This window comes from Cupriavidus sp. JZ107 (assembly GCF_053903255.1).
Window position 1 is genome coordinate 580275 of sequence record NZ_CP096480.1, and the last position, 14130, is coordinate 594404.

At 67.0% G+C, this 14130-nt stretch carries 11 protein-coding genes; 5 read left to right on the forward strand and 6 right to left on the reverse strand.

From position 1 onward, the window contains the following. Positions 1–59 precede the first annotated feature (59 nt). Both M1D55_RS02450 and M1D55_RS02455 read right to left on the reverse strand, forming a co-directional pair. Positions 60–1628 (reverse strand): 3,4-dehydroadipyl-CoA semialdehyde dehydrogenase, encoded by a 1569-nt coding sequence (locus M1D55_RS02450; protein ID WP_456281005.1) that lies wholly within the window; start codon positions 1626–1628, stop codon positions 60–62. Beyond that, positions 1625–2119 (reverse strand): DUF4863 family protein, encoded by a 495-nt coding sequence (locus tag M1D55_RS02455; protein WP_456281006.1) that lies wholly within the window; start codon positions 2117–2119, stop codon positions 1625–1627. The genes M1D55_RS02450 and M1D55_RS02455 overlap by 4 nt, the downstream gene beginning before the upstream one ends. Positions 2120–2514: 395 nt before the next feature. On the opposite strand from M1D55_RS02455, the gene boxC reads away from it, so the two are divergent. From boxC to boxA, 3 genes are all read left to right on the forward strand, one after another. After that, entirely contained in the window at positions 2515–4173 is a 1659-nt protein-coding gene (gene boxC, locus M1D55_RS02460; protein ID WP_456281007.1) for a 2,3-epoxybenzoyl-CoA dihydrolase, read from the forward strand. A gap of 132 nt (positions 4174–4305) precedes the next feature. Continuing rightward, the gene (gene boxB / locus M1D55_RS02465) at positions 4306–5733 is read left to right on the forward strand and encodes a benzoyl-CoA 2,3-epoxidase subunit BoxB (protein ID WP_456281008.1); all 1428 of its coding nucleotides are present in this window, start codon (positions 4306–4308) and stop codon (positions 5731–5733) included. Positions 5734–5841: 108 nt separating this feature from the next. Then, a complete protein-coding gene (gene boxA / locus M1D55_RS02470) occupies positions 5842–7131 on the forward strand; it encodes a benzoyl-CoA 2,3-epoxidase subunit BoxA (protein WP_456281009.1) in 1290 nt (429 codons plus the stop codon). A 101-nt stretch (positions 7132–7232) separates the two neighbouring features. On the opposite strand, the gene M1D55_RS02475 is transcribed toward boxA, so the two are convergent. From M1D55_RS02475 to M1D55_RS02490, 4 genes are all read right to left on the reverse strand, one after another. Next, positions 7233–8381 (reverse strand): CaiB/BaiF CoA transferase family protein, encoded by a 1149-nt coding sequence (locus tag M1D55_RS02475; RefSeq protein ID WP_456281010.1) that lies wholly within the window; start codon positions 8379–8381, stop codon positions 7233–7235. A 13-nt stretch (positions 8382–8394) separates the two neighbouring features. Further along, positions 8395–9378, reverse strand: a complete 984-nt coding sequence (locus tag M1D55_RS02480; RefSeq protein ID WP_456281011.1) for a tripartite tricarboxylate transporter substrate binding protein — start codon at positions 9376–9378, stop codon at positions 8395–8397. A 105-nt stretch (positions 9379–9483) separates the two neighbouring features. After that, positions 9484–10695: an acyl-CoA dehydrogenase family protein gene (locus tag M1D55_RS02485; protein WP_023264625.1), complete on the reverse strand. Its 1212-nt coding sequence runs from the start codon at positions 10693–10695 to the stop codon at positions 9484–9486. 85 nt (positions 10696–10780) lie between these two features. Further along, positions 10781–12334 (reverse strand): AMP-binding protein, encoded by a 1554-nt coding sequence (locus M1D55_RS02490; RefSeq protein ID WP_456281012.1) that lies wholly within the window; start codon positions 12332–12334, stop codon positions 10781–10783. Between the two features lie 107 nt (positions 12335–12441). On the opposite strand from M1D55_RS02490, the gene M1D55_RS02495 reads away from it, so the two are divergent. Together M1D55_RS02495 and M1D55_RS02500 are read left to right on the forward strand one after the other, a co-directional pair. Next, positions 12442–13332 carry a LysR family transcriptional regulator gene (locus M1D55_RS02495; RefSeq protein WP_456281013.1) on the forward strand — a complete coding sequence of 297 codons (891 nt, stop codon included), beginning with the start codon at positions 12442–12444 and terminating at the stop codon, positions 13330–13332. 24 nt (positions 13333–13356) lie between these two features. After that, a complete protein-coding gene (locus tag M1D55_RS02500) occupies positions 13357–14076 on the forward strand; it encodes a LysE family translocator (protein WP_456281014.1) in 720 nt (239 codons plus the stop codon). Positions 14077–14130: the final 54 nt, after the last annotated feature.

Genomic DNA, 14130 nt, shown 5'->3' on the forward strand with positions numbered 1-14130 from the left:
CATCTGTTCTACGAATGCTTGCGATACGGCAAATACTGGTACTGGTACTGCGTGTCTCCTTACAGCCGATCCAGCAGCGCCGTGCTGGCCTGCACGGCGCTGCGGCGATGGTAGAAGTTCAGTGCGCGCAGACCGCCCAGCTCTTCGCCGCCACCGGCGCGGCCGGGGCCGCCATGCAGCGATTGCGGCATGACGTTGCCGTGGCCGGTCTGCAGTTGCGCGACATCGGGCGAGATCACGTGAACACGGCCGTGGCTGTCGGCCAGCTGAAGCGCCGCGGCGGCCAGTGCCGCGGGGTCGCTGCCATAGAGCGACGCAACCAGCGAGCCTTCGCCGCGGCGTGCCAGCTCGAACGCATGGCCGGCGTCGATGCCATCCTCGCCTTGCCGCTCGCGATAGGGCATCAGCGTGGCGACCGGGCCGAATACTTCGACCTGATGCACCAGCGCATTGCCGTCGGGATCGCGGGTGCCCAGCAGCGTGGGGCCGATGCAGCAGGCCACGGCCGGGTCGGCATCGATCAACCGCTGGCTGGCCCCATCGTGCAGGGTCTGCGTTTGCGCCTGCAATTGCGCCAGGCCCTCGCGTACCGTGGCCAGCTGCGCGCGGCTGACCAGCGCCCCCATGCGTACGTCAGGATTGCGCGGATTGCCGACGGTGATCTCGCGCAGCTTGGCCGCGATTGCTTCCGCAGTCGCGTCGTACAGCGACTCGGGCACCAGCACTCTGCGGATTGCCGTGCATTTCTGTCCCGACTTGACGGTCATCTCGCGCACGACTTCGGCGGCCAGCAGCGGCAGCGCATCGTCGCCGCCGGCCTCGGGCGGCAACAGCAGCGCCGAATTGACGCTGTCGGCCTCGATATTGACGCGCACCGAGCGCTGGGCGATCGCCGGATGCGAGCGGATCTGCGCGGCGGTCTGCGCCGAGCCGGTGAACGACACCACGTCGAAGGGCTCCAGCGCATCGAGCAAGCCGTCGGCACTGCCGCAGACGATCGACAGCGCGCCCGGCGGCAGGATGCCGGCCTCGACCACATCGTGGACCATCCGGTGCGTCAGCCAGGCGGTCGACGTGGCCGGCTTGACGATCACCGGCACGCCGGACAGCAGCGCCGGCGCGGCCTTCTCCCACAGGCCCCACGAAGGGAAGTTGAAGGCGTTGATGCACAGCGCGACGCCGCGCGTGGGCACCAGCACGTGTTGCGACTGGAACAACGGGTCCTTGCCGAGCCGCGCCGCCTCGCCATCGAGCAGATAGCGCCGGTCGCCGAGCGTCTCGCCCAGCTTCGCATAGCTGCCCAGCGTGAAGATCGCGCCATCGATATCGACCGCGGAATCGCGCTTGACCGTGCCGCTGTTGGCGGTCGCGATCTCGTAGTAGGCGTCGCGGTGTTGCTGCAGCACCTGCACGATCGCGCCCAGCAGTTGCGCGCGCTCCCGATACGTCAGCGCCCGCAGCGCGGCGCCGCCTTGCTCGCGTGCGAAGGCAAAGCCCTCGGCCAGATCGAGCCCGGTAGCATCGACGCGCGCCAGTTCATCGCCGAGCACCGGGTCGAACAGCGCCGCGCCCGTGCCGCTGCCATGCTGCCAGCGGCCCGCCAGGTAGCTCGGTAGCGACTCGCTCATGCTGCCTCCTGTCGGGTGAACTCGATGCGCCCTTCGGGCAGCAGATAAAGGACCAATGCGCGCCCGTTCGACACCGTGGGGCGATGCGCGCTGCCGGGCGGGCAGACCAGCCAGCCGGCGGGCCGTCCGTCGAAGCGGGCCTCGCCCTCGATCGGCATGATCAGGTCGATCTCGCCATTGGGATGGGTGTGATGCGGACCGGCGATATCGTTCATATCGACCACGTCGACGGAAAAACCGTGCAGGTCGTCCGCGGGTTTGAAGATGCGGCCATAGCGGATACCGCCGCCTTCGCGATCGCACAGCCAGCCTTCGGCGACGCCGGTTTCGCAGGCAGCCTTCAGCGCGCGGTAGGGCTCGGTATCGGGGCCGTATTCGGCGTTGAGCCAGGCATCGAGCGCGGCGTCGAGCGGACGGCCGGCCAGGCGGGCGGTCAGTTCGCCCAATTGCTGGCGGAAGGCCTGGGCGGCCGGTGGGAGGGTGGGGGACATCGGCAAGTGCTCCGTCACGTCGGGGAAAACCTAACCGGTTTGCACGTCTGCTTTTGATGCATTATTGTGCATGGGCGAACCATAGAGGTCGACGCCGGCGCTGTCAAGAACTATATTGCAGGAGTGTCGGCGGATGCGCTAGGCAAAGGCTGCGCGCGCGAAGGAAAGCTGATGTTGTTGTGGGCCTCTGGCCACGCCGCCTGCGTGCGCTATATGAAGTAAAGCGCAGCATGGCCGCTATCCGAGTGCATGCACAATAATTCTTGACGCCGCTCGAAGGGATGCACTATGATGCGTGACATCGGAGTCCAATCCATGCACTATCGTGCTTTACCGCACGAGGCGCGCAGGCTGAACAGACAGCGATGTCAGCACAGAGAACAGGAGACAATGCCGTGACCCAGGTCCCCCGCGTCGACTACCAGACCGACCCTTCCCAATACAAGCACCTGAAGCTGCGGTTCGATGGACCGGTCGCCACGCTGGTGCTCGATATCGACGAGAATGCCGGCCTGCGTCCCGGCTACAAGCTCAAGCTGAACAGCTACGACCTCGGCGTCGACATCGAACTGAACGACGCGCTGAACCGTATCCGCTTCGAACATCCCGAAGTGCGCAGCGTGGTGGTCACCAGCGGCAAGGACAAGGTGTTCTGCTCCGGCGCCAATATCTTCATGCTCGGCGTCAGCAGCCACGCGTGGAAGGTCAACTTCTGCAAGTTCACCAACGAAACGCGCAACGGCATCGAGGATTCGTCGAAACACAGCGGCCTGAAATTCCTCGCCGCCGTCAACGGCGCCTGCGCCGGCGGCGGCTACGAGCTGGCACTGGCCTGCGACGAGATCCTGCTGGTCGACGACCGCTCGTCGGCCGTCAGCCTGCCCGAAGTGCCGCTGCTCGGCGTGCTGCCCGGCACCGGCGGCCTGACCCGCGTCACCGACAAGCGCCATGTGCGCCACGACCTGGCCGATATCTTCTGCACCACCACCGAAGGCGTGCGCGGCCAGCGTGCCAAGGAATGGCGCCTGGTCGACGACATCGCCAAGCCCGCGGTGTTCGCGCAGAAGGTGCAGGAGCGTGCGCTGGCGCTGGCCGCGCAGAGCGACCGTCCCGCCGACGCGCAAGGCATCGCGCTGACGCCGCTGGAGCGCATCGTCGAGGCCGACGCGCTGCGCTATGGCTACGTCGACGTGCAGATCGATCGCGCCGCGCGTACCGCGACCTTCACGATCCACGCGCCGCGCGGCCCGCAGCCGGAGAGCCCGGCCGCGATCGCCGAGGCCGGTGCGGCCTGGTATCCGCTGCAGCTGGCGCGCGAGCTCGAGGACGCGATCCTGTCGATGCGCACCAACGAGCTGGAGATCGGTACCTGGCTGATCAAGACCGCCGGCGATGCCGACGCGGTGCTGCGGATGGACGCCACGCTGCTGGCGCACCGCGACCACTGGCTGGTGCGCGAGACCATCGGGCTGCTGCGCCGCACGTTCAGCCGGCTCGATGTGTCATCGCGCAGCCTGTTCGCGCTGGTCGACGAGGGCACCTGCTTCGCCGGCTCGCTGCTGGAGCTGGCGCTGGCCTGCGATCGCATCTACCACCTGGCGCTGCCTGACGACGAGGCCCGCGCGCCAAAGATCACCGTCGGCGAAACCAACTTCGGCCTCTATCCGATGGCCACCGGCCAGAGCCGTCTGGGCCGCCGCTTCTACGACGAAGCGCCGGCGCTGGAAGCGGTGCGCGCCAAGGCCGGCCAGCCGCTCGATGCGGACGCGGCCTTCGCGCTGGGCCTGGCGACCTCGAACCCGGACGACATCGACTGGGCCGACGAGCTGCGCATCGCGATCGAGGAACGCGTGGCGATGTCGCCCGACGCGCTGACCGGCATGGAGGCGAACCTGCGCTTCAACGGCCAGGAGACCATGTTCACGCGCATCTTCGGGCGGCTGACCGCCTGGCAGAACTGGATCTTCCAGCGGCCCAATGCCGCCGGCGACAAGGGCGCGCTGAAGGTCTACGGCAAGGGCGACAAGGCGGCATTCGACTGGAACCGCGTCTGACTGGATGTCGTCCCCGCGAAAGCGGGGACCCAGCGGCTTTCAGCGACGCAGAAAGCAAGCCACTGGGCCCCCGCGTTCGCGGGGGCGACAGGGATGGCAACGACACAGCGACATATCACCGGGAGACCAACGATGTCCGGTATCAACTACAGCGAGAAGATCCCCAACAACGTCAACCTCAGCGAGGACCGCACGCTGCAGCGCGCGCTGGAGCAGTGGCAGCCGAACTACCTGAGCTGGTGGAACGACATGGGCCCGGAAGGCTCGCAGGGCTTCGACGTCTATCTGCGCACCGCGATCAGCGTGGACCCGCAGGGCTGGGCGCAGTTCGGCTACGTCAAGATGCCGGACTATCGCTGGGGCATCTTCCTGAACCCGGGGGAGCAGGGCCGCAAGATCCATTTCGGCGACCACAAGGGCGAGGACGCGTGGCAGGACGTGCCCGGCGAATATCGCGCCAATCTGCGCCGCATCATCGTGACGCAGGGCGATACCGAGCCGGCCTCGGTCGAGCAGCAGCGCCATCTTGGGCTGACCGCGCCCAGCATGTACGACCTGCGCAACCTGTTCCAGGTCAACGTCGAGGAAGGCCGCCACCTGTGGGCAATGGTCTACCTGCTGCACAAGTACTTCGGCCGCGACGGCCGCGAGGAAGGCGAGGCGCTGCTCGAGCGCCGCAGCGGCGAGGAGGACAACCCGCGCATCCTGCAGGCATTCAACGAGCGCACGCCGGACTGGCTGTCGTTCTTCATGTTCACCTACTTCACCGACCGCGACGGCAAGTTCCAGCTGTGCGCGCTGGCCGAGAGCGCGTTCGATCCGCTGGCCCGCACCACCAAGTTCATGCTGACCGAGGAAGCGCACCATATGTTCGTCGGCGAATCGGGCGTGTCGCGCGTGATCCAGCGCACCTGCCAGGTGATGAACGAACTGAAGACCGACGATCCGGGCAAGCTGCGCGCCGCCGGCGTGATCGACCTGCCGACGATCCAGCGCTACCTGAACTTCCACTACAGCGTGACCATCGACCTGTTCGGCGCCGACGAGTCCAGCAATGCCGCGACCTTCTACAGCACCGGCCTGAAGGGCCGTTTCGAGGAAGGCAAGCGCAACGACGACCATCTGCTCAAGGACAGCACCTATCGCGTGCTGCAGGCCGCCGGCGGCCAGCTGGTGGAGAAGGAAGTGCCGATGCTGAACGCGCTGAACGAGGTGCTGCGCGACGACTACATCAAGGACAGCGTGGCCGGCGTCGAGCGCTGGAACCGCGTGATCGACAAGGCAGGCATTCCGTTCCGGCTGAAGGTCCCGCACAAGGCCTTCCATCGCAATATCGGCGCGCTGGCCGGCGTCAAGGTGTCGCCGGACGGCCGCGTGATTTCGGACGCCGAATGGCAGGCCAATGTCGGCCAGTGGCTGCCGACCGAAGACGATCGGGCGTTTGTCGCCAGCCTGATGGGCCGCGTGGTCGAGCCCGGCAAGTTCGCCAACTGGATCGCGCCGCCGGCGATCGGTGTCAATCGCCAGCCGGTGGATTTCGAATACGTGCGGTTCAACTGAGCGACGGCGAGAGCAACGGCAATATCGGCGCAACAGCGCCAGCAACAACGACAGCGACCGCGCGTGACCGAACGCAGCGCCGAGCCGCGGCAGCATCTGGAGACGGCCATGGATATGGCAGACATGCAAATCATCAAGCAGCATCTGATCGACCCCGAGATCTGCATTCGCTGCAATACCTGCGAGATGACCTGCCCGGTCGGCGCGATCACGCACGATTCGCGCAACTACGTGGTCGACGCCGACAAGTGCAATCTATGCATGGCCTGCGTATCGCCGTGCCCGACCGGCTCGATCGACAACTGGCGGATGGTGCCGCGCTCGCGGCCCTATACGTTGGACGAACAGCTCGGCTGGGACACGCTGCCCGAAGAACTGAGCAGCGAGCAGCTGGCCGCCAGCGGCGTGGGCGCCGAGGCGATCGCCGAAGCGCAGGCGCTGGAGGCGGTGGAAGAGCCGGTCGATCCGGCCCTCGCGCAGATCGCGCCGTTCAACAGCGCGCAATACGGCGCCACGCTGCCGCCGTGGTCGGCCGCGCATTGCTACACCAATCTGTACGGGCCGAAGTCGGCGATCAAGTCGGTCACGGCCACCGTGGTCGGCAATGTGCGCGTGACCGAGGTCGGCCGCGACTACGACACCCACCATCTGGTATTGGACTTCGGCGCGATGCCGTTCCCGGTGCTGGAGGGGCAGTCGATCGGCATCGTGCCGCCGGGCGTCGACGAGCAGGGCCGCCCGCATCATGCGCGGCAGTATTCGGTGGCCAGCCCCCGCAATGGCGAGCGGCCGGGCTACAACAACCTGTCGCTGACGATCAAGCGCGTGCTCGAGGACCATCAGGGCAATCCGGTGCGCGGCGTGGCCTCGAATTACCTGTGCGACCTGCAGGTCGGCGACACCGTCGAGGTGATCGGCCCGTTCGGCAACAGCTTCCTGATGCCGAACCATCCGCGCTCGAATATCGTGATGATCTGCACTGGCACCGGCAGCGCGCCGATGCGGGCGATGACCGAATGGCGCCGCCGGCTACGCAAGTCGGGCAAGTTCGACGGCGGCAAGCTGATGCTGTTCTTCGGCGCGCGCACGCAGGAGGAATTGCCGTACTTCGGTCCGTTGCAGAACCTGCCGAAGGACTTCATCGATATCAACCTGGCGTTCTCGCGCACGCCGGGCCAGCCCAAGCGCTATGTGCAGGACCTGATGCGCGAACGCGCCGCCGACCTGGCGCAGCTGCTCGCCGATCCGGACAGCTATTTCTATGTCTGCGGGCTCAAGAGCATGGAGGAGGGCGTAGTGCTGGCGCTGCGCGATATCGCCGAACAGGCCGGTCTCGATTGGGAAGCGGTGGCCGCTTCGCTGAAGCGCGAAGGGCGGCTGCATCTGGAGACGTACTAGCTTGCGTATCGCCCTGACCGGGCTTCGGATGTTCACAAGGCCGGCCGCCGCGCAAACGCGGCGCCGGCCTTGTTCTTTTAATCGTTCAGTCGTTTAGTGGTTTAGTCGGTCCAGCTGGGGCGATGCTCGCCCAGATCGGCGACATGGTCGTCGCCATCGGGCAGGCCGAGCGAGAAGCGCACCGGAAAACGGACCGCGATGCGATCCTGGTCCGGGTCCGACACCGCACGAATGGTGCCGCGTGCCTGCACGTGCGGGTCCTGCAGCAGCTCTTCGGCATTCAGCACCGGCGAGATCGGCAGATCGACGCCGGCCAGCAGGTCGAGCCATTGCGCCAGCGTGCGGCTGACGAAGATCTGCGCCAGCAGCGCGTTGACCTCGACCTTGTGGCGCTGGCGTCCGGGGCGCTCGGCGAAGCGCGGGTCCTTCAGCGACGGAAATTTGTCGCCCAACGCGTCGCGCAGGTTCAGCCAGAACTTGTTCTCCAGAATGCCGAGCGCCAGATGGCGGCCGTCGCGCGTCTCGAACAGGTCGTTCTCCGGCATCACTGTGGGAGAGCGCAGCGGGGCGTCGGCATGCTGTTGCGCGGCCCAGGCGCCGTGGGCGGTCCACGACAGCATCGCATCGTGGATCGAGACATCGAGATGCTGGCCGCGCCCGTGCTGGCGCGCGCTGAGGATGGCGACGGTCAGTGCCAGCGCCGCGTAGCTGGAGGCCGCATAGTCGGACACCCGCACGCGCGGCCGCGCGACCTTGTCGCGCACCTGTACCGGCGCGGCCCAGTAGCCGGCCAGCGCCAGATAGTTCAGGTCGTGGCCGGCGTGCTCGGCATAGGGCCCGGTCTGGCCGAAGCCGGAGATCGAGCACAGCACGACGGCCGGATTGGCCTTGGCCAGCTCGGCGTAGTCCAGGCCGAGTCGCTGCATCACGCCGGGACGAAAGCCCTCGACCACCGCGTCGGCATCGCGCACGAGCTCGAGAAAGGCCGCCCGTCCCTCGGCCTGCTGCAGATCGAGCGCGACCGAGCGCTTGCCGCGATTGAACTGCGCGAACACCGAGGCGCTCAACGCGCGCGAGGTATCGCCGACGCCGGGCCGCTCGACCTTGATCACCTCGGCGCCCAGTTGCTGCAACTGCAGCGTCGCGTGCGGGCCGGGCAGCAGCTGGCTCAGATCGATGATCCGGACGTCTTTCAGGCAGGACCAGTCCGGCTTGGCCGATGGCTCGTTCGATGGCTTGGCCGGTGTCATTGCCGGGGCTCGATCAGCCGATATCGGCCGTCATGCCGATATCGCGCATCAGCGATGCATAGCGCTTGGTCTCGGCGGAGACCATCTCGCGGAACTGCGCCGGCGACGCGCTGCGGCGCAGCTCGCCCGCGCTGGCCTCTAGCAGCGCGTCGAGCCTGCCGCTGGCCTGGACCTCGTTGATCGCGGTGAACAGGCGCTGGGTCAGCGCCGGCGGCAGGTTGGCCGGCGCGAACAGACCGCTCCAGTTGTCGAGCACGAAGCCGGGCGGCAGCGCCTCGGCCAGTGTCGGCACATCGGGGAAGTAGCGCGAGCGCTCGGCCGTGGTCACCGCAAGGGCGCGAACCTGGCCGTTGCGCAGGTACGAGGTCGCGGTGCTGAGCACCGGCATGCCGAACTGCGTCTGCCCGGTCAGCATCGCCGTCAGGATCTCGGGCGCGCCCTTGTACGGCACGTGGACCGCTTCGGTACCGGTCTGGTGCAGCATCGATTCGACGGCCAGATGGGCGATGCTGCCCTTGCCGCCGGAGCCGTAGTTCAATTTGCCCGGTGCGCGCTTCATCGCCGCGACCAGCTCGGCCGCGGTGCGGTATGGCGAACTGGCGGGCACCACCAGCGCTGTCGGGCCGCCCGACAGCGGCGCGATGCAGGTGAAGTCGCGCGCCGGGTCGTACGGCATCTGCTTGTACATATGGATGTTGATCACGTGCGTGTTGGCGAGCACGCCGAGTGTGTAGCCGTCCGCCGCGGCGCGCTTGAGCGCACGGCCGCCGATGATGCCGCCCGCGCCGGGCATGTTCTCGACGACCAGCGGCTGGCCGAGCTTGGGCGCGAGTTCGGCCGACAGCGCGCGGGCCATGTTGTCGGGCGAGGTGCCGGCGAGGAACGGCACGATCAGCCGGATCGGCCGGTTCGGATAGTCGTTGGCGGCGTACGCGCGCGGCAGGATGCCGCCCAGTGCCGCGGCGCCCGCGGCGGCCAGCCATGTTCTGCGATGCATTTGCTGTCTCCTGTACTGATGGCGCAGTCTGGGGCTGCGTCGATCGTTGCCTGGTTGGGGATCGTGGTGGGATGGCAACCGCCACCCAACAAACCCCTGCGCTACCTATCGAGCCTTCTCGCCCGCAGGCCCTTTCCCCGCCTGCTCCATCAGCGGCTCCAGAATCGCCCGCGCAATGGTATTGCGCTGGATCTCGCTGGTGCCCGTGAAGATGCGGAACATGCGCAGCTTGCGGAAGGTCTGCTCGACCGGATGGCCTCGCGTGACGCCCACATTGCCGTGGATCTGCACTGCCTTGTCGGCGATCTCGAAGCAGCGCTCGGACACGAACAGCTTGCAGGCCGCGGCCTTCATCCGCAGATCGGCGCCGCTGTCGGCCAGCGCGGCGGTCTGCGCGATCATCGCCTCGCACGCCCACAGCGCCGCCGCCATATCGGCGAGCATATGCTGGATCGCCTGGAACCGCGCGATCGGGCCGCCGAACTGCCGGCGCTTGCCCGCGTACTCGACCGAAGCGCGATACACGCTGGTGGCAAGACCCAGCATGCTCGGGCAATGCAGCAGGCGGTTGACGTTGATCCGCGACATGCTCAGCTTGAAGCCGTTGCCCTCGCCGCCAAGGATATTGCTGCGCGGCACCCGCACATCGACCATGCGGATATCGGCGTCGATATGCTGGCCCGACATCGGCGTGTATTCGGTATCGACGGTGACGCCCGGCAGATCGAGATCGACCAGCACCGCGCTGATCGACGGTGGCGTGGTGCTGGCGTCGGTCACGCACAGCACGATCGCGAAGTCGGCGAACGGCGCGCCGCTGATGTAGTGCTTGTGGCCATTGATGACCAGCTCGTCGCCGTCGGCGACCGCGGTCGTCGAGATGCTCATCGCGTCCGACCCCGAATGCGGCTCGGTCATCGCGAAGCAGGTCGAGCGCTCGCCGCGGATCACCGGACCGAAATAGCGCTCGATCTGCTCGGGCGTGGCGTACTTCAGCATATTGCCCACGCGCGGCGGTCCGCCGAGGTCGCCCAGCACATGTGGCGCCAGCGAGCAGCCGCTGGCGGCGATGTCGGCCTTCAGCGCGCATTGCTCGGCGATATTCAGGCCCTTGCCGCCCAGTTCGACCGGCAGGCAGGCGGCGTACAGACCCAGCTCGCTGGAGCGGCGCCACACGCGGCGCAGCACCTCCTTCGGCCACGGGTCTTCCGAGCCCAGGCCGAGCTCGCGCTCCATCGGCCGCAGTTCCTCGTCGATAAAGCGCCGGATGGCGGCCCGCGTCTCGACCAGCACGGGATTGGTCAGGTATTCGAACATGGTGTCGCTCCTTGGTGTCGTGGGCGGTGGGTCGCGTGTCGGCTCGGGTTTCAACTCAGTGTCAGTTCAAGCGTCAGTTCACGCCTCAGTTCACGCGCCGTTCCTGACCCTGCCAATAGCGCTCGCGCACCAGCTTGCGGGCGAGTTTGCCGCTGGCGTTCTTCGGCAGCTCGCTGACGAAGTCGATCGAGCGCGGCGTCTTGTAATCGGCGATGCGCGCGCGGCAATGTGCGATCAGGTCCGCCGCGTTCAGTTCGCGCCCCGGCCACAGCGTGACCACGGCCTTGACGCTCTCGCCCCAGGTCGCATCGGGCACGCTGATCACGCAGGCTTCCATCACGTCGGGATGCTGGTACAGCGTCGCTTCGACCTCGGTCGGATAGACGTTGAAGCCGCCCGAGATGATCATGTCCTTCTTGCGATCGACCAGGTAGATGAAGCCTTCCTCGTCGACACGGGCCAGGTCGCCGGTATGCAGCCAGCCGTCGACCAGCACCTCGCGGGTCAGCTCCGGTTCGCCCCAGTAGCCCTGGAACACGTCCTCGCCGCGGATCACCAGTTCGCCGATCTCGTCGCCGCTGACTTCCTCGCCGCGCTCGTTGACCACGCGCACCTCGGTCTCGCCCATCGCGCGGCCGCACGAGGCCAGGCGCTCCGGACGATTGGCCAGCGCATCGGCATGATCGGCGGTGGACAGCCGCGTGACACCGGAGGTCGATTCGCTGGCGCCATAGCCCTGCGACAGGATCGGGCCGATGCGCTCCCACGCCTCGCGGATGCGGGCGGGGGCCATCGGCGCGGCGCCATAGGCCAACGTCTTCAGGCTGGACAGGTCGGCAGTGACCAGCGACGGCTCGGCCAGCACCATATTGATCATCGCCGGCACCATGAACACATGGGTGATGCGCAGGCGCGCGATCTCGGCGAGGAAATGCGCCGGCTCGAACTTGTCGAACAGCACCAGCGTCGCGCCGCAATACAGATAGGGCTGCATCAGCATGCCCGACGCGTGCGTGACCGGGCCGATCAGCGCCAGCCGGTCGCCGGAGCGGGCGGGGCGGTCCATGCCGACCACGATCTTGCGCAGCGAGGCGATGCGATTGCCGTAGCTCTGCATCGCGGCCTTGATCTTGCCGGTCGAGCCGGACGAGAAGTGCAGCACCGCGAGATCGGACGCCTGCGGCGTGTAGTCGGGCGCTCGGGTGTCGCCACGGCTGACGACATCTTCGTAGTCCAGATAGCCGGGCGCCGCTTCCCCGATCGCGATAAAGGTCTCGACCGAGCCGAAGCCGGCCGTCTGCGGGTTGTAGCCCGTGTAGCCCCGGCCCGCGATCATCACGCGCGGCCCGCAGTTCTCGACCACCTGGGTCGCCTCGGCGGCGGTAAAGCGCGGATTGAGCGCCGCCTTGACCAGCCCCGCCTTGAACAGCGCGCATTCGATCTCGACCAGCTCGGTGCAATTGCGCGACTGCACCGCGACGCGGTCGCCCTTGGCCAGGCCCAGTCCCAGCAGCGCATTGGCCAGCCGGGTCGAGCGCTCGTCCAGCTGGCGATAGCTGAGCGCGCGGTCGCGATACAGCACCGCGGGGCGGTCGCCCCAATAGCGCGCGGCACGCCGCAGGAAATAGGCGAAGGTCATCGATGTCTCCTTGATCTGCTTTGGCGGCAGTTTGGAAGACGCGAGACATCACTACAATGCTGCATTGGAAATAAAGCCATAACCGACGGGAATGCGAGGGAAGCGGCATGGAGACACGCGATCTGGAGTACGTGCTGGAGGTGGCCGCCCATGGCGGCATCGGCCGGGCCGCCGAGGCGCTCGGCATGAGCCAGCCGGCATTGACCAAGGCGGTGCAGCGGGTGGAAGGGCAGATCGGCCTGCCGCTGTTCGAGCGCACCGCGCTTGGCATGCGGCCGACCCAGGCCGGCGCGGCCTTTATCGAGCGCGCCCGGCGCATCCGGCTGGAATACGAGGACGCGCTGGCCGAGATGCGCGGCATCCGCACCGGCGAGCAGGGCGTGCTGCGGCTCGGCTATTCGCCGTCGATCCCAAACCCGGTGGTGCTGGACTCGTGCCGCCAGCTGATGCAGGAGCGGCCCGTCGCGCGGCTGCGGCTGACACGGCGGATGGCGCGCGACCTGATGGATCCGCTGCTGTCCGGTGAACTCGATCTGGCCATCGCGCCGGTGCCGCGCCAGCGGACCGACGAGTTTGTCGTCCACGATCTGTTCGACGACACGCTGGCGGTGGTCGCCGACGAGTCGCATCCATTGCATGGCAAGCGCGGGCTGCGGCTTGCCGACCTGGTCGAGCAGGAATGGCTGCTCCCCGGTGCGCATATCCTGCTGCGCCAGCAGCTCGAAGCGGCCTTTCAGCAGCGCGGCCTGCCGCCGCCGAACCTGCGCGTCGAATCGGACTTCGGCAGCGCCTCGCTGTTCTATCTGATGCGGGGCACGCGCATGCTGAGCATTGCCGGTGCGCAGATGGCCCGGCCGCTGGCGGGTTTTCGTGCGTTGCGACTCAGCAGCGAGGAGCTGGATTTGCGGCGGCGGGTCGGCGTGATCGCGCGCGCCGGGGCCTATCTGTCGCCGCTGGCGCAGCGGATGGTGGCGATCCTGCAGGCGAGGGCGATATAGGACAGTGCGTCGGCATGCCGTCTCTTGGGCAGCGAAGGGAAGGAAAAAGGGAAGAGAAAAGCGAAGAGAAAAGGGAAGAGAAATGGCACGCCCGCCCGCCGCTATACTGAGGCACCGTTGCACCGACCATTTGTGGACGACAGCACCATGAATATCTGGCTATTTCTCGTTCCCTTTGCCATTGCCGCCGCATTGCCGGGACCCGCGCAAGGCGCCATGTTTGCCAGGGTCGTCAGCCTGGGCACCGCGGCTGCCTGGTCATTTATCGTGGGCATGGTGGCGGGCAATGCCGTCTGGCTGCTGGCGGCCGTCTTCGGGCTTTCGGCGCTCGCGGTCCGTTTTGCCACCGTGTTCGTGGTGGTCAAATGGCTTGGCGTGCTGTTCCTGCTCTATATGGCATGGCGGCTGTGGAAGTCCGATGGCCACCGCGCGGCGCAGCAGCCGGCGCGTTCGGGCAGCGGTTTTCTGGCGGGCGCCTTCCTGACGCTTGGCAATCCCAAGGCCATGGTGTTTTTCGGCGCGGTATTGCCGCAGGCATTCGATATGACGGCGTTGACGGCGGGGCAGATCGTGCTGATCGTGACCCTTGGCGTGGCCGTCGATTTCCTCGTGCAATTGTTCTATCTGATGCTGGCGCGGCAGACCCGGACCTTCATTTCGTCCGCGCAACGCGTACGGATCGTCGACCGCACCGCGGCGGCGATGATGGCCGGCTGCGCCGGCGCGATTGCCGCGAAAACGTAGGGGATTCCAGTCCCGCGTTTTCGCCGTCCGAGCAAAAATACAACGGACACAGAG